General features: G+C 34.1%; 19 protein-coding genes. 3 read left to right on the forward strand and 16 right to left on the reverse strand.

What is annotated here, in order from left to right; translation table 11 throughout:
- Positions 1 to 75: 75 nt before the first annotated feature.
- Together P8625_RS14655 and P8625_RS14660 are read right to left on the reverse strand one after the other, a co-directional pair.
- Positions 76 to 654: an anthranilate synthase component II gene (locus P8625_RS14655; RefSeq protein ID WP_279651181.1), complete on the reverse strand. Its 579-nt coding sequence runs from the start codon at positions 652 to 654 to the stop codon at positions 76 to 78.
- A 56-nt stretch (positions 655 to 710) separates the two neighbouring features.
- Positions 711 to 2,102, reverse strand: a complete 1,392-nt coding sequence (locus P8625_RS14660; protein WP_279651182.1) for an anthranilate synthase component I family protein — start codon at positions 2,100 to 2,102, stop codon at positions 711 to 713.
- Between the two features lie 383 nt (positions 2,103 to 2,485).
- Here P8625_RS14660 and asnB point away from each other — a divergent pair, with 383 nt between their 5' ends.
- Positions 2,486 to 4,147, forward strand: a complete 1,662-nt coding sequence (gene asnB / locus P8625_RS14665) for an asparagine synthase B (protein WP_279651183.1) — start codon at positions 2,486 to 2,488, stop codon at positions 4,145 to 4,147.
- Positions 4,148 to 4,233: 86 nt separating this feature from the next.
- Here asnB and P8625_RS14670 read toward each other — a convergent pair whose 3' ends face one another.
- A complete protein-coding gene (locus tag P8625_RS14670) occupies positions 4,234 to 5,922 on the reverse strand; it encodes a M66 family metalloprotease (RefSeq protein WP_279651184.1) in 1,689 nt (562 codons plus the stop codon).
- Positions 5,923 to 6,457: 535 nt separating this feature from the next.
- Positions 6,458 to 6,886: a doxx family protein gene (locus tag P8625_RS14675; protein WP_279651185.1), complete on the reverse strand. Its 429-nt coding sequence runs from the start codon at positions 6,884 to 6,886 to the stop codon at positions 6,458 to 6,460.
- Positions 6,887 to 7,839: 953 nt separating this feature from the next.
- Here P8625_RS14675 and gyrB point away from each other — a divergent pair.
- Positions 7,840 to 9,777 (forward strand): DNA topoisomerase (ATP-hydrolyzing) subunit B, encoded by a 1,938-nt coding sequence (gene gyrB / locus P8625_RS14680; RefSeq protein WP_279651186.1) that lies wholly within the window; start codon positions 7,840 to 7,842, stop codon positions 9,775 to 9,777.
- Between the two features lie 106 nt (positions 9,778 to 9,883).
- On the forward strand, positions 9,884 to 10,924 hold the full coding sequence (locus tag P8625_RS14685; RefSeq protein WP_279651187.1) for a DUF6588 family protein: 1,041 nt from the start codon (positions 9,884 to 9,886) through the stop codon (positions 10,922 to 10,924).
- A 321-nt stretch (positions 10,925 to 11,245) separates the two neighbouring features.
- Here P8625_RS14685 and P8625_RS14690 read toward each other — a convergent pair whose 3' ends face one another.
- The 12 genes from P8625_RS14690 to prs all read right to left on the reverse strand — a co-directional run bounded on the left by P8625_RS14690 (position 11,246) and on the right by prs (position 20,406).
- Positions 11,246 to 12,718, reverse strand: coding sequence for a nicotinate phosphoribosyltransferase (locus P8625_RS14690; protein ID WP_279651188.1), 1,473 nt, complete (start codon positions 12,716 to 12,718; stop codon positions 11,246 to 11,248).
- Positions 12,719 to 12,794: 76 nt separating this feature from the next.
- Complete coding sequence (locus P8625_RS14695) at positions 12,795 to 13,835, reverse strand: hypothetical protein (protein WP_279651189.1); 1,041 nt, start codon at positions 13,833 to 13,835, stop codon at positions 12,795 to 12,797.
- Positions 13,825 to 14,460 (reverse strand): hypothetical protein, encoded by a 636-nt coding sequence (locus P8625_RS14700; RefSeq protein WP_279651190.1) that lies wholly within the window; start codon positions 14,458 to 14,460, stop codon positions 13,825 to 13,827. Before P8625_RS14700 ends, P8625_RS14695 begins: the two co-directional genes overlap by 11 nt.
- A 347-nt stretch (positions 14,461 to 14,807) precedes the next feature.
- Positions 14,808 to 15,533: a metallophosphoesterase gene (locus P8625_RS14705; RefSeq protein ID WP_279651191.1), complete on the reverse strand. Its 726-nt coding sequence runs from the start codon at positions 15,531 to 15,533 to the stop codon at positions 14,808 to 14,810.
- A 1-nt stretch (position 15,534) separates the two neighbouring features.
- Complete coding sequence (locus P8625_RS14710) at positions 15,535 to 16,116, reverse strand: SIR2 family NAD-dependent protein deacylase (RefSeq protein ID WP_279651192.1); 582 nt, start codon at positions 16,114 to 16,116, stop codon at positions 15,535 to 15,537.
- Positions 16,117 to 16,159: 43 nt separating this feature from the next.
- Entirely contained in the window at positions 16,160 to 16,363 is a 204-nt protein-coding gene (locus P8625_RS14715) for a Sir2 family NAD-dependent protein deacetylase (protein ID WP_279651193.1), read from the reverse strand.
- Positions 16,360 to 16,917, reverse strand: coding sequence for an RNA 2'-phosphotransferase (locus P8625_RS14720; protein ID WP_279651194.1), 558 nt, complete (start codon positions 16,915 to 16,917; stop codon positions 16,360 to 16,362). Before P8625_RS14720 ends, P8625_RS14715 begins: the two co-directional genes overlap by 4 nt.
- Positions 16,918 to 16,987: 70 nt before the next feature.
- On the reverse strand, positions 16,988 to 17,461 hold the full coding sequence (locus tag P8625_RS14725; protein ID WP_279651195.1) for a macro domain-containing protein: 474 nt from the start codon (positions 17,459 to 17,461) through the stop codon (positions 16,988 to 16,990).
- Positions 17,454 to 17,966 (reverse strand): O-acetyl-ADP-ribose deacetylase, encoded by a 513-nt coding sequence (locus tag P8625_RS14730; protein WP_279651196.1) that lies wholly within the window; start codon positions 17,964 to 17,966, stop codon positions 17,454 to 17,456. The genes P8625_RS14725 and P8625_RS14730 overlap by 8 nt, the downstream gene beginning before the upstream one ends.
- Positions 17,956 to 18,930 carry an ADP-ribosylglycohydrolase family protein gene (locus P8625_RS14735; protein ID WP_279651197.1) on the reverse strand — a complete coding sequence of 325 codons (975 nt, stop codon included), beginning with the start codon at positions 18,928 to 18,930 and terminating at the stop codon, positions 17,956 to 17,958. Before P8625_RS14735 ends, P8625_RS14730 begins: the two co-directional genes overlap by 11 nt.
- A complete protein-coding gene (locus P8625_RS14740; RefSeq protein WP_279651198.1) occupies positions 18,920 to 19,567 on the reverse strand; it encodes a DUF4291 domain-containing protein in 648 nt (215 codons plus the stop codon). The genes P8625_RS14735 and P8625_RS14740 overlap by 11 nt, the downstream gene beginning before the upstream one ends.
- Positions 19,564 to 20,406, reverse strand: coding sequence for a ribose-phosphate diphosphokinase (gene prs, locus P8625_RS14745; protein WP_279651199.1), 843 nt, complete (start codon positions 20,404 to 20,406; stop codon positions 19,564 to 19,566). The genes P8625_RS14740 and prs overlap by 4 nt, the downstream gene beginning before the upstream one ends.
- Between the last annotated feature and the right edge of the window lie 24 nt (positions 20,407 to 20,430).

Raw genomic sequence — 20,430 nt, forward strand, 5'->3', positions numbered from 1 at the left:
TTGCGATTCCGAGATTCCGGAAGAAGCAATGTTTAAGTTGGAAAGATTACTTCGTCATCCTTCCTCGTAATGACGTTAGTTATTTACACTTTCTATAAAGTTCTGAATCATTTTTTTTCCTTCTGGAGTTAAAATACTTTCTGGGTGGAATTGTACTGCTTCGATAGCAAATTCTTTATGGCGTAATGCCATAATACTTCCGTCTTCATCGATGGCTGTTACTTCTAATTCCTCTGGAAAATTGTTGTGAGAAGCAATCCATGAATGGTAACGTGCAGCTTCAAAGGTTTCTGGAATGCCTTTAAAAGTAACGGTATCATTTTTAGTAACAGTCATTTCGGTAGCTACTCCGTGAAATACATCGTTCAGGTTCTCTAACTCACCTCCAAAAACTTCGGTGATGGCTTGCAACCCTAAGCAAACACCAAAAATCGGAATTTTCCCTGCATAGTTTTTAATCGTTTCTTTTAAAATACCTGCTTCCTCAGGAATTCCTGGTCCTGGAGACAGAATAATAGCATCGTAGTTTTTTATTTCTTCTACAGCAATCTCGTCGTTACGATACACATCGGGTAACTTTCCCGTAATATCTTCTACATAATGTACCAAATTGTAGGTAAACGAATCGTAATTATCTAATACTAATATGTTCATTTTTTAAGCTTTTGGCTCTTGACTATTAGCAAAAGGCTAACAGCTAACAGCTAATTTTATATTTCTTCTGCCAACACCAATGCTTTTTTGAGTGCTGCTAATTTATTATTTACTTCTTGTAACTCGTTTTCTTCCTTTGAATTGATTACTATTCCCGCCCCTGCTTGATAAAACAAGGTATTATTTTTACTCACAAAAGAACGAATGGCAATAGCTTGATTTACGTTTCCGTTCAAACCAATAAACCCAACACATCCGCCATAAAATCCGCGAGTTTGATTTTCGTATCTATCTATTAACTCCATCGCTTTGTATTTTGGTGCTCCACTTAAGGTACCCGCAGGAAACGTATCTCCTACAATTTCTATCGGGTTTCCGGTAATTTTTCCTGTTACGGTTGATACCAAATGAATTACATGGCTAAAATACTGTACTTCTTTATAGGTTTCAACGGTTACATTAGTGGCGTGTTTACTCAAATCGTTTCGGGCTAAATCCACCAACATTACATGCTCTGCGTTTTCTTTCGGGTCGTTTGCTAATTCTTTCGCCAAGGCTCTGTCTTTTTCATCATCACCTGTTCTTCTAAAAGTTCCTGCAATGGGATTGATGATTGCCTGACCTTCCTCTATTTTAATTTGTGCTTCTGGCGAAGAACCCATCAATTTAAAACTTCCATAATCAAAATAAAAAAGATAAGGTGAAGGATTTATAGAACGTAAGGCTCGGTATACATTAAATTCGTCTCCTTTAAATTGTTGTTGAAATTGACGCGATAATACCAACTGAAAAACATCTCCTCTTTTACAATGCTCTTTTGCTTTGGTAACATTTTTCTTAAACTCTTCATCTGTAATATTAGAAGTTTCTTCTCCTTGAAATGTAAAATCGTATTTGGCAAACGATTGAGAGTTTACCAAATTTTCAATTTCCGACAATCGAGACGCTTCTCCTTCTGGTATATTTTCTATCAAAATCATTTCATTTTTAAAATGATTGATTGCTACAATAAAACGGTAAAAGCTATACTGTAGTAACGGGATTGCTGAGGGTGCTATATCTGATTGTAATTGAATGGTTTCAAAATACTGAACGGCATCAAAAGTCGTATACCCATACAGTCCGTTAAATGATTTTATTTCCGCTGAACAGTCTACCGAAATGAGGTCACTATACGCATCAAATTTCTCGTAAAAGTTTCTTTGAATAGGCGTTCTCATTAATTCCTTTTTTTGATAAGACACAAACAATTCATCATCTTCTGCTTTGATGGTCATCAACGGTTCTATACACAAAAACGAATAGCTATTTTCTTTACTATGATAATCTGAACTTTCTAGCAGTAAACTGTTCGCATACGTATCTCTTGTTCTTAAATACAAGCTAACAGGCGTTATCGTATCTGCCAATTGTTTTTTTGCTATGGTTTTGAAGGTTATTTTTTTCATTTCTTTACTATGTAAAAACAAAAAAGACTTATCATGAGATAAGCCTTTTCGTTGTATTATAAATATAACAGCGTGGTCTCACTAACGTACGTTATGAGTTTTCCACCACCAGTTATTTACTAATTGTTTCATCATTATGCTACAAATGTATAAAGTGATTTTGATTTTACAAACTTTTCTTTCAAATTATTTATACTAACTAAAAAATAGTAAGTCTCTTTGAGTGAATACACGAAAACAAGTTTCAATTTAATATAAAAATTAAATTTAGAATTACAATTTATAATCATATTAATATTTTACCTTACAATTAAAAAACATTCCCTTGTTATTTGTACCAGAAATAAACCAAAAAGAATAAAATTTATAAAAAGTATAGTATTATGTGTGGAATTGTATGTGCGTTTGATTTAAAACAACCTTCAGATAAACTGAGACCTCAAATCTTAGAAATGGCTAAAAAAATTCGCCATAGAGGTCCGGATTGGAGTGGCATTTATAGTGATGATAAAGCAATTATGGCGCATGAGCGATTAGCAATTGTTGACCCTGCTTCAGGACAACAACCTTTGTTTAGCCATGACCGTAGATTTGTGCTTGCTGCCAATGGTGAGATATACAACCACAATGAAATTCGAAAACAACTCAAAGAACAACACACGTTCTTAACCAAATCTGATTGTGAAGTTATTTTAGCTTTGTATAAAGAAAAAGGGGTGGACTTTTTAGATGATTTAAACGGAATATTTGGTTTTGCTGTATACGACTCTCTTACTGATGAGTATTTGGTGGCTCGTGACCACATGGGAATTATTCCATTGTATATGGGATGGGACAAACACGGCACTTTCTATGTAGCTTCTGAATTAAAAGCTCTTGAAGGTTTTTGTAACAAAATTGAAATTTTTCCTCCAGGCCATTACTACACTCGTGAAAATGGTTTGCAAAAATGGTATGCTCGCGACTGGATGGAGTATGAAGCTGTAAAAGACAACCAAACTTCTATAGATGAAATTCGTGATGCTTTAGAGGCTGCTGTGCATCGTCAATTAATGAGTGATGTGCCTTATGGCGTGTTGTTATCTGGCGGACTAGATTCGTCTATTACCTCTGCTATTGCCAAAAAATATGCTGCGAAACGTATAGAATCTGATGATAAAGATGCTGCTTGGTATCCGCAATTGCATTCGTTCTCCATAGGTTTAGAAGGCTCTCCTGATTTAATCGCTGCTAAAAAAGTTTCTGAATATATTGATACGATACATCATGAGATTACCTTTACTATTCAAGAAGGTTTGGATGCCATAAAAGATGTAATTTACAACCTTGAAACCTATGATATTACCACGGTTCGTGCCTCTACACCTATGTATTTAATGGCGCGCGTAATTAAATCGATGGGAATAAAAATGGTGCTATCGGGTGAAGGGGCTGATGAAATTTTTGGCGGATATTTGTACTTCCACAAAGCCCCGAATGCAGAGGAATTTCACAAAGAAACTGTTAGAAAATTAGATAAGCTATATCAATACGATTGCTTGCGCGCTAATAAAAGTTTAATGGCTTGGGGAATTGAAGGTCGCGTTCCTTTCTTAGATAAAGAATTTATGGATGTTGCCATGCGCATTAACCCTAAAGATAAAATGATTAACGGAGAGCGTATGGAAAAATGGGTACTGCGAAAAGCTTTTGAAAGTTATTTGCCTAAAGAAGTGGCTTGGAGACAAAAAGAACAGTTTTCGGATGGTGTTGGTTACAACTGGATTGACACCTTGAAAGAAGTTGTAGAAGCTGCGGTTACTGATGAAATGATGGAAAATGCTTCGCACCGTTTCCCAGTACAAACACCGAGAGCCAAAGAAGAATATTATTATCGCTCAATATTTGAAGAACATTTTCCGAGTGAAACGGCTGCTTTAACAGTTCCGTCGGTGCCTTCAATTGCGTGTAGCACTCCTACAGCATTGGCATGGGACGAAAGTTTTCAAAACCAAAACGAACCATCGGGTAGAGCTATTAAAGCTGTACACGAAGATGCTTACTAGAAAAGTTATATTCCATTTTAGTTTTAGTTGTAAAAAAACCGTCTAAATTTAATTTTAGACGGTTTTTATTTGTTATGAAAACTTCTTTATTTTTTCCAGCTATACAATACCTGCGGAATTGCTGGTAATCCGTTTTTTTCAGCATCTGGCGTAGCCAATAATTCTATTGAAGTTACTTCCCCATCTGCTGCTTTTAAATTTACAGCTCCCGATTTAAAACTATTTGAATCGCTAGCTGCCAAGGCTTCGTCTAATGCTGTAGGAAGCATGTATATTTTTGTCACTCCTCCCTGTACAACTTTAACACTCGTATCACAGCCTCCTTCAGGACAATAAATAGCATCTGCTTTAAGTCTGTCAGCCTCTACCGTCGGATCAAATAATTCTATCATATCACTTGTGTATGGGCCAATAGGCGGATAAACAATGGTTGCTTGTGGTGTGGTTGCACTAACTCCTACCATAACACTAATTACATTTACCTCTCGCTCTATCGGATACTTTACACCATCATTCGCTACCACCTTGGTATAATCTCCTGTAGCATCATCCCAGCTAGCATAGCTACCCAAAGCATCGTTCCAGATTACAATGTGATTTTCAAGATAGTTACGCATTTTATTGACAGAAAAGTCTGAAAAATGACGTAATAGAAACTGTGGTTCCTGATCTCCAGAACCTCCTCCCTGCATTGGGTCGGCTTTATAGGTTCCAGGAGTACCACCCACCGCATTTTCTTGTACTGTAGGAGGAATAAATGTCATTGAAGGCATATCAAAAGCCCAGGTAGGTCCTGCATGAGTTGATTTGTAAATGTTTGGTGCAGGAATACCGTGCATATCTCCTTTGTAAGGATACGTTGCATTATCACCCCAATGTGGTAAAGAAAATGCATGTCCTATTTCATGATGAAAAATTCCAAGTTTTTTACCATTTCCTACTCCAGCAAAGCCCCCTGCTTGACCGCCTGAATTAACACCATAAATGTTAATGTAAAATAAAGACAACCTGTTTCTAAAACCAGCAGCTCGTCTCAACGCTGAATTCCACTTTGAAGCGGCAGCTTGCTCTCCATCAAAAGAGGCACCTGTGAGGTTTTGGTATTCTTCTTTCGAAGATACTCTCGCTGCTATTATTCCGTTGCCTCTTGGAGGAATGGTTAACTCTTTAAACACAATATTAGGGGTTCGCTGTATCTTCAAAGCTGCAGTTGGCCATTTAGAAACAATTTCTTTATCCCATCCATCTGGATAATCTCCTGGAGTAAGTGCAAAGAAATGTGTATCGAACATTTTTAAATTTATAACGTTAGGAGCACCAATTTTCAAATTGTTAAGGACTACTGACTTCGTGCCAGCAACTACCTCAACAGTTAATCCGGGTTTTACCCATTCTTTAGGAATGACTCCAGTAAAACTATCTTCAAACTTGTGTTCTACCTTTCCAGGGCTTAATTCTATTGATGTAGGAAGGGTTGGTGGCCCTTCAAGAATAATAGTTTCTGTACTACCATTTAAAGTTAAAACAGCCTTTACTTCTGGCGATGCTTCTCCTTTATCGGAAGTTACTTGCGCTTTTATTAAGGCATCACTTTCGCTTGTTAGCTTGAAAAGCTCATCACTTGGGTGCTGCACATGAGTCTGAGCAAAGAACACTTCAAACTCTAAATTAGATTCTTCATAAGGATTTTGGGGATCTTGATTAAGTTCATCTTTGCTACAACTAATAGCAAAAAATAGTACTACAAAAAGTAGCAGAGGGTATTTGATAATCATAGTTTTGTTTTTAATGATTTAATAATACATTTGTGTTAAAGGTTATAATTTAATGTGAATGCACACATTTTTTTCTATTATGAAAAACATGTTGAAATCTTTTCTTTTTTAAGAAAGAATGAAAATCAAAACTTGACACGAAGTTTCTAGCAAAAACTGAAAAATTCCTTAAAGAAAAAGTGTCTTTTCATTTGATTTATTTTCTCTGGGTAAGTAAGAAAAGAAATAACTGCCGCAAAATAACGTACTATCAGTTACTATTATTTTATTCTATTCAAAATTAATATTGAACTGATATTTCATTAATATACCTTCAATCACGCAGGACTCTGCTGAACTATAAATTTACAATTATTTCTTAATACTTGTTAGTTTTTTAGTAAAAAACTCAGTATATCTAGTGTTTGTTTCTTTTAGTTGCACGATATACAAATTAAAAAACACGAAATACTAACGAGTAATTTAGGAAGTAAGAAAGCTATTTGGCAGCATAGTTTTACGTCTTAGACTTGTTAAGAAGAGCCGTTTGTAAGGTTTAGGGGTGAGATGCCTCTTTATCTATTTGATTATATAGTGTTAATAAGGCGCCTATAATAATTACATTCTTAATTATATACTGCCCCAGTAGAGTTAGTGTAAACGGTGAATCTCCGAATGATTGTTGCGGAAAGAAAAATAATGGAGTAAATGTAAATACTAAATGAACGAGGGTAGCTATTATAACGGGACGCCTATACAGATTTAATATTAGGAGTAACCCAACTAATGTTTCCCAAATTGCGAGTAAAATAATTGAAATATTAGAGGGAATAAGAGAAAAAGTTAATGAATTTATGGTGTTTATAGCAAGTTCTTCTGCTGGGCTCTTTCCGGGGAAATATTTTAACCCACCAAACCATAAATAAACGAATCCAATTGTAATAGCTAAAATATGATTCTGAGATATTAGTTTTAATAGCTTCATAATTTTTGGGGATTTTGAAATTATTTTTTTACTATAATTAATTAGGGGTATGTTTAATCACCTACAAGGAGGGTTTAGTGTGTGAAGATTTTCCGCAGGAAAATCGGAAGTAACAAAACCGTAACAACCTTTGGTTAAATACTAAAGTAATAATTTTTTTTATATGGTGTTGGTGTTTTATTGTTTTTAATCCATTATTTTTTTGTTTCTTTATTAAATTCTAGGGACGTATCAGCAGAAAGTCCGCTTTCATTTTCTTCTTTTAATTAAAATTTTGAAGCAGTTTTTAAATTTTTCTTGAGCAGTAATTCCGCGACATTTTAAGCATATTTCTATAGAACGTTCCTATTTTCAATCCTGCAAATTTGCTTAAACTCCGTTTCGTTTTTCAGTCTATGTTTCAGTAAAAAAGGTTACATGAGTTTGTGCAATTCATAGAACATCAAATTTCAGCCGAAAAGTTTATTTTAAACTAGATTTTACATGCAATGCCAACGTGTTTGTGTATAATTTCGTTATGTGATTCAACAACAAAATTCGCAAGTAGGTTACTTAGCATGCATATTGACTTAAAAAAATAGTCAACTACCTCAGTATAAAACTACAGGAATTTCAAAAAAAACGGTGTAAAAAAACGATACAAGCGCATAAATATTCCTTAATAAGCAGAAAACAAGAGAAAAGTTTTAAAACTACTATCTTAAAATTTGACTTGTAAAGCATTTTCTTTATTTATGAAATTCTCTAAGGAGCAAATTTTCACAATATTTTAATTTAAGCGTGTTTTTAGCAATTTTAAGCCATTTTTTCGCTTTTAATAAATGTCGATAATTTTTACTTAAAACTGCTTAAAAACTTTATTTTAAGGTTAAAAAATCGTAAATTTGTAAGACAAAATTAATCGCTTTCGAGCGATTTTTTCATGAAAAGATTTTAATTTAATTCACTTGATAATGAGCGAAGAAAAAAAACATAATTATTCTGCCGATAGTATCCAAGCATTAGAAGGAATGGAACACGTACGTATGCGTCCGTCCATGTATATTGGAGATATCGGAGTTCGTGGTTTGCACCACTTAGTATACGAAGTAGTAGATAACTCTATTGATGAAGCTTTAGCAGGACACTGTGATGCCATTTCAGTAGATATTAACGAAGATAACTCAATTACTGTAAAAGATAACGGTCGTGGTATTCCTGTAGGAATCCATAAAAAAGAAGGCGTTTCTGCACTTGAAGTAGTAATGACGAAAATAGGAGCAGGGGGTAAATTTGACAAAGATTCGTATAAAGTATCGGGAGGGTTACACGGTGTAGGTGTATCTTGTGTAAATGCACTTTCAGAGCATTTAACAGCAACCGTTCATAAAGATGGTAAAATATGGCAGCAAGAGTACGAGCGTGGTAAAACGTTATATCCTGTTAAAGCCGTTGGAGAGACTGATTTTAACGGAACCATCGTTACCTTTTTGCCCGATAAAACTATCTTTAAACAAACAACAGAATACAACTACGATACCTTAGCTACGCGTATGCGTGAATTGTCATACTTAAATAAAGGGATTACTATAACCTTGACCGACAAGCGCCGTAAAGATGATGAGGGAAATAACATTGTCGAAGTTTTTCATTCTGAAGAAGGGCTTCCTGAGTTTGTAAAGTTCTTGGATGGAACAAGAACACAAATCATTCAAGACGTAATTTCTATGGAAGGAGAAAAAAATGGCATTCCTGTAGAAGTTGCGATGGTATATAACGATTCGTATGCCGAAAACTTGCACTCGTATGTAAACAACATCAATACACATGAAGGAGGTACACACTTATCAGGTTTCCGTAGAGGTTTAACTCACACCTTAAAAAAATACGCCGATGAGTCTGGTTTGCTTAAAAATATAAAGTTTGAAATTGCTGGAGATGATTTTCGTGAAGGCTTAACAGCCATCGTTTCAGTAAAGGTAGCAGAGCCTCAATTCGAAGGGCAAACTAAAACAAAATTAGGTAACCGTGAAGTAAGTGCTGCTGTATCGCAAGCGGTATCTGAAATGCTTAGCTATTATTTAGAAGAAAATCCTAACGATGCGAAGATCATCGTTCAAAAAGTAATTTTAGCGGCACAAGCACGACATGCAGCACGCAAAGCTCGTGAAATGGTACAACGTAAAACCGTAATGAGTATTGGTGGTTTGCCAGGTAAATTATCAGATTGCTCAGAAACGGATCCTGCTAAATGTGAAATATTTCTTGTTGAGGGAGACTCGGCAGGAGGTACCGCTAAACAAGGTCGTGATCGTAACTTCCAAGCAATTCTTCCTTTAAGAGGTAAAATCTTAAACGTGGAAAAAGCAATGCAACACAAAGTTTTTGAAAACGAAGAAATCAAAAACATGTTTACTGCTTTAGGAGTTACTATAGGAACAGAAGACGATCCACGCGAATTAAATTTATCGAAGTTGCGTTACCACAAAGTAGTTATTATGTGTGATGCCGATGTAGATGGTTCTCACATTGCAACTTTAATTCTAACATTCTTCTTCCGCTACATGCGCGCAATGGTTGAGCAAGGCTATATTTATATTGCTACTCCTCCTTTATATTTAGTGAAAAAAGGACAAAAACGGGAGTATGCATGGGATGATAATCAACGTGATTTAATTGCTCAAAAAATGGGAGGTTCTGTAACGATTCAACGTTATAAAGGTCTTGGAGAGATGAATGCCGAACAATTATGGGATACCACAATGAATCCTGAGTTTAGAACTCTACGCCAAGTAACTATTGAAAACATGACAGAGGCCGATAGAATATTCTCTATGCTAATGGGTGATGAAGTTCCGCCACGTAGAGATTTTATCGAAAAGAATGCAAAATATGCTAATATCGACGCATAAAACGAATTGTTTTAAAATAAAAAAAGTTCAATACACTATTTAGTATTGAGCTTTTTTTATTTTATATTTTATACATTTATTCCCTAATAACAAAATCCCCTTAATTATGAAAAAACTTCTATTACCACTGATAACCCTAGTATTGAGTTTTAGTATTAACGCTCAAGAATTGGAAACAATTCTATTAGCAAAAGAAGATGCTAGTAAATTAACCAACGCTTATTTGAATCCTGCTATGAAAGGTTTTATTTATAGCATGAACAATGGCTGGTATCATACAGCAAAGGTTCATAAAAAGTTTGGGTTTGATATTAGTATAGGTGTCAATGGTTCTTATGCACCCACAAAAGATGAAATATTTAATATTTCTTCATTAGAGTTATCACAAAATACTAAAGTAGTTAATAATGTATTTGATACTCCTACTGTATTGGGGTCTAATAGTAATAATGCTACTACTGCAGAACTAGAATACACGTTAAGAGATGATCAAGGAAATCAAATTGGTACAGCTAATTTTACTATGCCAGGTGGTGTAAAAGAGGATTTGCTAGTCAATACAGTCCCTGCTGCCGCTGTTCAAGTTGGTATAGGGCTTCCCTTTAAATTTGAAGCGATGCTTAGGTATGTTCCAAAAGTTGGTTCAGATGATGTAAAAGGAGATTTATTTGGTATAGGTGTAAAAAAAGAAATTACCGATTGGTTCGGACCTATAGATAAAACACCTTTACATGTTTCTTTATTAGCGGCTTACACTAATATGAATGTAAATTATATTATCGGTGATGTTAATGGAGAGATTGAAGCGAGAAATGCTGTTACCCAATTCAAATTAAAATCATATACAGTTCAAGCAATTGCTTCGTTAAATTTCCCTATTATAAATATTTATGGGGGTATTGGATACAATGGAGGTAGCGCAAACATAGATATGAAGGGTGATAGTTTTTATGCAAACTATACCACTCCTTTAGGTACTGATAGACAAGATTTAGGAACCAATCCTTTATCGTTAATTTCTAACTCAGCCAGTTTTAACACTACATTAGGTGCCCGCTTAAGCTTAGGTTTCTTTAAGGTTTATGGAAGTTATACCTTACAAGAGTATAATTCTGTTAACGCTGGTATTGCTTTTAGTTTTAGGTAAAACTCACTTTATAAAATGTATTGAACCCTAAACATTCGTACTAACTTTATTATAAGTGAAGTAAAAAAATCTCTCAACAAACAGCCTGTTTATTGAGAGATTTTTTAGTATACTTTTCTTTCAGCTTTTCTTGTTTATGTAAATGTTTTGGTATTATACAGTTAAAAAGTTGAAAGCGCATTGAAGTTTTCTACATAGTAATGATTTCCAACGATTGATTTGATGGTTTCTTTATTTCTAATTTTCACTATTTCATATAGCCTTTCTCTAACTTAACACCGTTTAAGAGTTTAGAAATCGAGTGTGCCTGTATTTTTTAGATCACTCTGTAAGTTCTAGTACACTATTTTTGGTCATAAGACGTATCTTACTTAGTTTTTGATCAACTAACAATTTTCCGTCTCTAAAAACTTCTCGCAGCTCGCCTTGTTGCTCTTCTTCCCAGCTTACTTGGTCGTGTAGTTGGTATTCGCCATCTTCTAGCGTTATTTTTAATAGTCCTTTGGCAGATTTTTTGGTGCCATCATCGGTAATCGGATCTTTAAAAATTTTACGACCTTCCCCGTTAACTTCTCCATAGGTTGCTTTCATCGCAAAACCAAAGGTATCTCTAGTGTTGTATTGGTAGGTAAATGAACCAATTCCTAATACTACATTGGTAGAGGCAAATCCGTTTTGTTTTAAACGTTCACAAATTTGAGTGGCTCTTTCTAAGGTTATGCTATCACCATAAATAGCACCGATATGAGGGTCTAATTCTTTATATCCTTTTTTGTTGGTTGTTCCTCCAAATACTTCCCAAAGTAATTGTATCACTCCTTTTTGTTCTGCTACGGTCTTACCATTTGGATTTCCGCAAATAATATCCACAGGGTCACCACTGTCGGGTCTAATTACTACTTTACCGTCTCGGGCTAACACTTCTTCTTTTAAGTTAGGCAGGTATTCAGTAAGTACCTTCCATAAATCCCAAGTATCAGAAACGATAGAAACAATGCCGTTTGGATATACTTCTGTAATTAAACGTTTAAACGTTTCTTGTTCTGCACTGTTGGTTCCCATGCACATCACAGAATGTTCGGTAGCCGCGACAGAGCCTCCAATTAGTTCATTATCAGAATTGGCATTATAGTAGGTTTCTAAAAAGTCAATAGCAGGAATGGTATCGGTACCCGTAAAGCTTAGTAAATGCCCAGCAGCACTAAGTTCAGCAGCTTCTAAACCTGCCATGCCTCGCATAGAAAAGTCATGTCCTTGCCAATCGACCAACTCAGGGGTAGCAGAGGTTTCTTGCGCATACTTGTCTAATATCTTTCTGTATTGCTTCGCTATGGTAGCAGAGTTACAGGGTAACCACACGACAGTAGATAGTAGGGTTTCAAAATAATTGGTGAGCCAAAAAAATTCTGGAAGCGTATTGTACATGGTAAACATCGGAACTCGTAAGGGCACTTCTACACCTTCGGGTAACGCTTTAAATACCATGGGAATATACCCTAAGTCGTGCAAAGCAGCGATGTGATCAATGCCTACGGCGTTTTCGCCTAAATAATTATTGATTCTTCTGCTGTATTGTTTGCAAATTGTTTCTTTTGGTTTGTTAAAGAAGTTGGTTTTAAATTCTTCAATGATATATTTTTTGAGGAAGTATTGCAATCCGAAGAAAACCACTTTTTCAACGCCTTTGATTCTACTTTTTCTTGGTGTCCAGTTTGAATATACTAAGGTTGTGTTGTTAGGATATTGTCTTCTATGGTCTACTTTATAACCGTCTGTAAATAATAATGGATTCATAACTTGATAATTTAATTTGCGTTAAAATTACGCAAATTAAATTTATCGTGCAAACAAATCTCATTTTTTATTCTAATTATAATGACTTTTCGAAATCTATTAGAATTAAGTCTTCTCCCTCTATAAGTTTATTGTTTTTTGTAAGAACCTGAATTTTAAGATACCACATAATTTCAAAATCATTATTCTTAATAGATATCGGAAGTGATTTTTCAGGGAATTTCGATTTAAAAGATGAAATGTTTATAGTAGTGACTTTTATTTTTTCACTTTTATAAAAAGTACTCGTAGTGGTTGATCGACTACTACCATTATCGTAGGTAACTTTTTCTTTTCCTAGTAACTGACAGTTTATGTGTTGTATGATATTCGTTCTTTTTTGTAGTCGTAAACTAGTTTGATAAAAATCGTTGTCTATTGCTTCTAGTTTATACTTAATTTCTCCGATAGCTTGTGAAGGTTGAATTTTATACACATAAACTACTCCGCATAATATAAGATAGATGCCGAAAAAGATATAAAAAACCTCCAATCTGTTTACTTGTGAATAAATTATTACACTTGCAATTCCTGCTATGATAAGACCAAAAAATAAAATTCTTTGTGCTCTTTTAATACCAGGTTTAATACTACCTGATGTTTTCTTAAATTTATAAGAGGAATTTCCTTTTGTTATTAAAATGGGAGTTTGATGATGAAAATCTGGATTTATGAGTCCTGTAAAATAACCTACTATTTTAAAATCAGATAAATTTTCATTTCTTAATAATTTTTCACTTTCTTTTTTAATATCAACTTTGGTAGTTAATAAAACCGTTTGCGTCATGTTTTTACCCATAAACGAAACGTTAAAAACAGGTTTAAAGGTAAATGTAGATGACACCGTTTCAGCTCTAGAAATTTTTTTATGATCGTTAACAGTATAATAGTCTAGCGTAATTTCATCAGTTTCTCCTTTACCTTGATGTTTTATAGATAATTTGATTTGAATGTTTTCAATATCTAAGTGAATAGGACTATTGTTTTTAACGAAAATTTCACCTGAAATGGGCTCATTTGCTTGAAATTCTTCTTTATCAAGTCTAATGTTAATATCTACAAAATTTTTATAGCTCATACAGTTCTTTATTGGGATGTAAGAATAATTCATACAAGGATAGTTGAATTTCTCGTAAATTGTTACCATGCTTTTTTAGTAAACTCTTGAGAAATTCTCTAGGTATCTTAGGCGACGCTTTTTGGTGATCTAAAGAGGCTAGTTGTATTTTATTCTTCACAATTTTTTCTAACAAATCAATATCAACTCCTAAAGTATTGAAATTAATCTTTTTTGTAAAACTTTTATTCTGGTGTAGTAGTATTTTGTGTGAGTAGTGAGAAGCAACGATTATTTTTTTTTGATTGTTCAGAAGATGATGTTTGTTTTTTATCGATAATTTCTGAAAAGAGTCAATAATAAGAATTCCTTCTGTGACCAAAATAGGAGTGAAGTTTTTAGTTTTGAGAGGAATAAAAGTAGCTTCAGGAAGGTATTTGGTATAAAGTAAATTTAACAAAGTGGATTTACCTCTTCCTTTTCGACCAATGAATTCTACGAAACAGGTATCGTTTCTTTTTATTTCGCTAGCTAAGTTTGTGAGATTTATGCGCTCTACTGTTGTAAGTAACAATTCATTTCGATTAAGAAATGAAAAAGGGTTGTATTTTAGGTTAAGTTTTTGGTAATGATCTTGTTCTAACATTTTACGCCAAATTTATAGATCTTACTGTTGTTGCATTTCATAGGTTTTAATTAGAGTTTTTTTAATGATTTATTCCTTCTTCTAGTTTATTAAAAAGGGATACTTTATTTTCATTTTTTTTTGATAAAAAACGAAACAAAAAATCAAGTTCAAATTATAAAATTGCTTCGCATCGTTCTCTTTCAGAACTCCGTGCGTTCTGCTTTGCCCCGCAATTCTGTTCTTTCGTTCACTATTTATACATTTGGACAAGTAACTTTCACTACAGGAGAAACTAAAAAATGAAAGATTTTAAATTCTCACATATGTACATCGAAGACATTTTGTGCGTATTTATATTCACTTCATTAATTTCTTCCTTTTTCCTCAGGATATAAGCTTTTCACTGGGTCACTCTGCCAAAATTCTTTGGTATCAATATCCATAATAGTTAGCGGTCCTGTAAAAGCTGCTCCGGTATCTATATTCCACACATTAATGGCATTCATAGGTTCTAGGCTGTTGTATCTGATAGTGGGCGTATGACCTATATAAATTTCTGAGTAATGTGTGAACCTCTCAGGATATAATGCGGAATCTTTGGGTAAATTTTTATCAGTAGCTAACGCTGTTTCCCACAAGGTTCTGTCGAAATGATAGTTCAGCTTGAACGTTTCCTTTTCAACTCCGTGCATTGAGGTAAAACCAGCATGGATGAATAGTCGGTTTTTTGCATCAATATAATAGGGTTTTGTTTGTTGGAAAAAGGCTAGATGTTCTTGTTTTTCTTTTTCTGAAAAAGAATCGTAGCTCTGTCTGGTTTCTTCTCCGCCATGCGCTAACCACACGGGTTCTCCTTTACCTGTGCGTAACCAATCTTCACACCAAATATCATGATTTCCTTTAATAAAAATACAACGCTGGTTTTTTGCTAATTCGATGAGGTACTGAATTACTTGTGCCGATTCGCTCCAACCGTCTACATAATCTCCTAAAAAGATAAGCGTATCTTCTTCACTGACGTTTGCTTTTTTAAAAACTTGCGGAATGGCTTTTAAACCTCCGTGGATATCTCCAATGACAAATGTTTTCATTTTAATGTATTGTTTCTAATAGATTTAAGAGAAAGGAATGGATATCTTTTCTTACCGAATAAAATTGCTTTTTCATTGAAAAACTCTTGGTAAAATGGTTGTCTTCAAGATTAACATCAATTACATGACCACCATATTTTAAAGTTTGTTCAACAAGTCGATTAGGTAAATTTGTAGCGCCAGAAGTACCTAGAATTATCAATAAAGTAGTGTTTTTTGCTAACTTTAAAGAAGAATGGAGTTTGAAATTTCTCTCATTATAATATTCGTCAAACCACAGTATATTAGGTCTTGTACTTTCACCGCATTTAGGGCATTTTAATAGTTTTTTTTCTTTAATTGTTAAATCTTCGTTGATTTCTTTTAGAGAAATTTTATGTGGGATTTTATAAACTTCTTTAGAACATTCATCAGAACATCTCATTTCATGTAAGTTTCCATGGATTTCATATATTCTCTTTGTGCCTGCTCTTTGATGAAGATTGTCTATGTTTTGCGTTATGCAATGAAATCGATCTCCCAGTTTATTTTCTAAAGTAACTAGTAATTCATGATTTTTATTGGGTTCGGCATCATTAAACATTTTTTTTCTGAAAAATGTGTACTGCCATACTTCATCTATATTTTTAGAAAAAATGTTCAAAAGTACCAAAAGATTCAGGTTTGTAAAATTTACTTCCTTTTATCCATATCCCATACGTACCTCTATAAGTGGGGATTCCACTTTCAGCGGAAATACCAGCTCCAGTTAGAAAAGTTATTTTATTCTTATGAGATTTCTTATTATTTATTTTACTTAGAATAAGTTCTTTTAATTCTTTTTTCATCATAAACTATTTTTTAGTTCAACAAATTTAGCAGGAACGTTGTCTGTTAACCAAACGCCATTATCTGAAAGATAAAATACATATCCTTGTTGGTGCATTTCTCCTGAGCGAACGACTAAAATAATGGGTGTTCCACGTCGACTTCCTACTTTTATAGCGGTTTCTTTATTCGTGCTTAAATGAACATGTTGCCTGCTCATTTTTTGCAATCCATTTTCTTTTATTGAAGGAAGGAATTTAGCAACGGTTCCATGGTACAAAAATAGAGGAGGAATCTTTGTTTCTGTTACGATTGTTACGTTTTTTAAAGAATGTCCTTGATTGGCTCTTATTTTTGTTTTGTCTTCATTAAAAGCAAAACGTTGTTTATCATTAGATGTTACAACAAATTCTAGAGTTTCTTTCGAGAAAGTAACTCCGTTGTTTTCAGATTTTTCTATTAGTTCTTTCGTCGAGACCCATCCATTTGAGTCTAATGCTAACCCAATTTTTTCAGGTTGATGTCTTAATATCAAACTTAAAAATTTACTAATTCTTTTGATGTCTTTTTCTTTCATAATTTTAATCTTAGGTTGATAGTCAAGGGTTTAGTTTTTAGAGTCTTGCCTCGAGAGGTGGTTTGTTATTTTATTCAAAATCGTAAACGGTTGTTGTTACATTTTTATCGGTTAATTCTTTCATAATTAAAGGTGCTATGTTGTTCCAAGTACCACCAGCTAACCCACAACCAATTCTTGGCATGTGCACGGAAGCGTTTAACTCTATTGCTTTATGGTAAACTTTTTCCAATCCTAGTTGTATAGCGTTATAGCGTATTGGTGGTTTTCCGTTTTCATCTTTCCTGATTTTATGTTGACCGATGATATTAGCAACCCAAAGTTCTTTTTCTACCTGAACAAATTGAACCTCACCTAAATGAAAGTTTTCTTGTGAGGCATGCCAATTACGATAAGCTTGTTCAGGAGTTTTCCAGCGTTTAGATATAGCCATTACAAAGCCTTTTCCCCAACCCCCTATATCATTACAAACATGAACAATAATTTTATTACCATTCTGTTTGGGTTGTGTGGCATCTCCTTTTATATAATTTATGTTATTCATTACTTAATAGTTTTTTATAAATAGTATGGTTTTCTTCATCAAAACAAACAAAATTTACCTCTTCTAAAATGGGGTTGTTTTGTACTGTTATAATGGCAATTTCAGCGGCTACTTGCTTAGGAAAACGATAAATTCCGGTGCTAATGTTTGGAAAGGCAATAGATGTTAAACCATTTTCCTTCGCAAGTAACATACTGTTCTGATAACAGTTTGCTAATAATTCTTTTTCTTTTTCATTGTTTTTCCCAATTTGGTAGACAGGACCAACTGTGTGTATTACTTTTTTAGCGGGTAAATTTCCTGCTGTGGAGATGACTACTTCTCCTACCTTACAGGAACCTTGCTTATTTCTGATGTGTTGACAGGCTTCTAAAATAGCAGGACCACCGGCTCTGTGTATAGCCCCATCGACTCCACTACCTCCCAATAAGCTTGAATTCGCCGCATTGACAATAGCGTCTACTTTGAATTTGGTGATATCTCCTTTTATAAGGTTAATTTTCATGACTGTATTTTTTTGCGAATTGTTGATTTAAAAGAATAATGTCTTCTTTTTTCGCCAACGATTCTATCCATTCTTTTGGAATGCTTTCTATACCGTAATGCATACCTGCAATGGCACCAACTACAGTTGCGGTAGTATCTGTGTCATTTCCTAAATTCACTGCTTTTAAAACGACTTCTTTATAACTAGAAGAAGTTAATAAACACCATAAAGAAGCTTCTAAAGTATGCACTACATATCCTCCAGATTGAATCTCGTCTTCTTTAAGATTTTGTATGTCGTGGCTTAGAATTCTCGAAAAGTATTTTTGTTCATACTCAGATATTTTTCTCTCCTTTAAAAACTTTGTAACTTCAATTTTCATTTTTTTATATGAGACTTGAATAGTTTCTCCTTTTAAAATGTATTCTCCAAACTTTAAATAGATTAGGCATGCTATGGCGGCTCTAATATGAGGATGTGTTAAAGATGAAACGTGCCAAATAATATCGAACTGTTCATGTATGCTTTTATTCTTTATGAAAAAAAGTAGGGGAATAATTCTCATTAAAGAACCATTGCCATTTGTGTATTCATCGTCAGAGTACTTTAAAAGCTCTAACTCTTTATAATCTTTTTTATTGATGATATCAATAAGTTGCTCAATGGCTTTTCTTGTTTGGATTCCAATATCGAAAACACTTCCATGTGGAGTCCATATTTCTGCATTCATCCATTGGATAAATTTTGATGAGATATCTTTTAAATCATAACCATTACATAAACTTTCAGCCAAACAGAAGGTTAGTGAACTATCATCAGACCAAGTTCCTTTGGGTTGATAGTGCGTACCAAAAGCTCTCATGTCTTTAACAGGATTGAGTTTTAGAGTCTCTCTATCTTTAAATTCAACAGGAACACCTAAAGCATCGGCAATTGCCAGTCCTAGAAATGTTGCAGTGATAGTGTTATTATCATAACTCATGGGTCGTTATTTTTAGTTTTTTATTCACTTCTTTATTAGATGACATATAAGGCTTTTCATCAGGAATCATTAAAAGATCCAACCGTTTGTTTAAAACGTGTTGGTGTTGTTCTTTTACAAAACTTGAAATATCTTCTATTTCCAGAATATCTTCCGTTGCGTACTGAATAATTTCTTTATTTCTAATACCTATTTGTATGGCTCTTCTTTCCAATTTAGTTCCATACGGGTCGTGATCGGGGTCCCATTGCAAACGAATGTCAGAATTTTTAACATCTTTTTGCCAAGCATCCCAATTTTCATACATGTCTTTTTGAAAACTGGAATACACAGCTTGGTTTAAGTAGCGTTCAAAAGCCCTTCTTTTTAAATGGATTGCCAAAACGACTTCTTGTTCCTCTTTTGTTCCCCATCCATTTCTGTACATCATCCATAAAAAGTTGGGTTTTATCCAAGTCATTCTAGTGTATTTAAAAGGACCTCCAAAGTATTGGTTGTTCATAGCAAAATTCCCAATAGCCGGACGGTACGATTGATAAACAATCACTTTTTCTTCATCATATTGCGCCATGATGTGCTGCCCTTTTTCAGGCCATTTTTTTAATTGTTCTTTATATAGCGTGGTTTTTAGTTTCATTTTCTTAATAATTCTTCTAAAGGTATCTGCACACAATGTGCATTTTCAATTGTTTTAAAACTATCGGTGGTAAAAATTTTAGTAAACTGCTTTTCTAATTCTGTAAAACCTTTGCTAAAAATTCCATGGCTTACTGTTAGATACAAGTTGCCAGCGTTTTTGGCTTTTAAGGCTTTGGCTAAGCCTAAAAAAGTACCTCCACCATCGCAAATATCATCTACAATCAAACAATCTTTTCCTTGCAAATCGTCTGCATATACTTTAAAGCCTGTGAGTTGTCCTGTTGTTACGTTTCTACTTTTTGAGCATTCAACGACTTCATGCTTTTGTAGATAGTTGGCTACTTTGTATATCTTTTTTAAAGCGCCACCATCGGGAGCAATCAGTACAACATCTTCAGAAAGTTGTTGCGTAACTTTTTTTATGAAGCTATGATTGTTAATGACCTTGCAGTTATTCAATAGGGCAGGGGCAACCTCTGAATGTGGATCGAAAATGGTTACCGATGCGTACTGCTGTGCATTCATTAATTCCGTATATACTTTTACCGATAAGGGTTCTCCTGAAACCATCAATCGGTCTTGGCGTGCCGCTGGAAAATAAGGGAGTACTACATGTAATGTTTTTACGTCCATGTTTCTGAGTGCGTTGGTAGCTAAAAATAGCATACCCATATCATGAAACGATTGAATACGATGGGTAATGGTTACTTCATGGGTGTTTTTTAGATCGGTACTGATTTTTATATGAGGTTCGCCTCCTGAAAAAGTAAAAGAAGTAAATTCAATCGTATTTTCTGTGCCGTAAGGAGTGAATTGTGAATCTAAATTTAAAAGCATATTGCGTAATTTTAACGCAAATAT

It is taken from the genome of Tenacibaculum tangerinum (assembly GCF_029853675.1).
GTDB lineage: Bacteria > Bacteroidota > Bacteroidia > Flavobacteriales > Flavobacteriaceae > Polaribacter > Polaribacter tangerinum_A.

Coding starts and splice junctions, on each gene's coding strand:
- P8625_RS14655 (WP_279651181.1), bottom strand. CDS start 654: ATGAACATATTAGTATTAGATAATTACGATTCGTTTACCTACAATTTG.
- P8625_RS14660 (WP_279651182.1), bottom strand. CDS start 2,102: ATGAAAAAAATAACCTTCAAAACCATAGCAAAAAAACAATTGGCAGAT.
- asnB (WP_279651183.1), top strand. CDS start 2,486: ATGTGTGGAATTGTATGTGCGTTTGATTTAAAACAACCTTCAGATAAA.
- P8625_RS14670 (WP_279651184.1), bottom strand. CDS start 5,922: ATGATTATCAAATACCCTCTGCTACTTTTTGTAGTACTATTTTTTGCT.
- P8625_RS14675 (WP_279651185.1), bottom strand. CDS start 6,886: ATGAAGCTATTAAAACTAATATCTCAGAATCATATTTTAGCTATTACA.
- gyrB (WP_279651186.1), top strand. CDS start 7,840: ATGAGCGAAGAAAAAAAACATAATTATTCTGCCGATAGTATCCAAGCA.
- P8625_RS14685 (WP_279651187.1), top strand. CDS start 9,884: ATGAAAAAACTTCTATTACCACTGATAACCCTAGTATTGAGTTTTAGT.
- P8625_RS14690 (WP_279651188.1), bottom strand. CDS start 12,718: ATGAATCCATTATTATTTACAGACGGTTATAAAGTAGACCATAGAAGA.
- P8625_RS14695 (WP_279651189.1), bottom strand. CDS start 13,835: ATGAGCTATAAAAATTTTGTAGATATTAACATTAGACTTGATAAAGAA.
- P8625_RS14700 (WP_279651190.1), bottom strand. CDS start 14,460: ATGTTAGAACAAGATCATTACCAAAAACTTAACCTAAAATACAACCCT.
- P8625_RS14705 (WP_279651191.1), bottom strand. CDS start 15,533: ATGAAAACATTTGTCATTGGAGATATCCACGGAGGTTTAAAAGCCATT.
- P8625_RS14710 (WP_279651192.1), bottom strand. CDS start 16,116: ATGTTTAATGATGCCGAACCCAATAAAAATCATGAATTACTAGTTACT.
- P8625_RS14715 (WP_279651193.1), bottom strand. CDS start 16,363: ATGATGAAAAAAGAATTAAAAGAACTTATTCTAAGTAAAATAAATAAT.
- P8625_RS14720 (WP_279651194.1), bottom strand. CDS start 16,917: ATGAAAGAAAAAGACATCAAAAGAATTAGTAAATTTTTAAGTTTGATA.
- P8625_RS14725 (WP_279651195.1), bottom strand. CDS start 17,461: ATGAATAACATAAATTATATAAAAGGAGATGCCACACAACCCAAACAG.
- P8625_RS14730 (WP_279651196.1), bottom strand. CDS start 17,966: ATGAAAATTAACCTTATAAAAGGAGATATCACCAAATTCAAAGTAGAC.
- P8625_RS14735 (WP_279651197.1), bottom strand. CDS start 18,930: ATGAGTTATGATAATAACACTATCACTGCAACATTTCTAGGACTGGCA.
- P8625_RS14740 (WP_279651198.1), bottom strand. CDS start 19,567: ATGAAACTAAAAACCACGCTATATAAAGAACAATTAAAAAAATGGCCT.
- prs (WP_279651199.1), bottom strand. CDS start 20,406: ATGCTTTTAAATTTAGATTCACAATTCACTCCTTACGGCACAGAAAAT.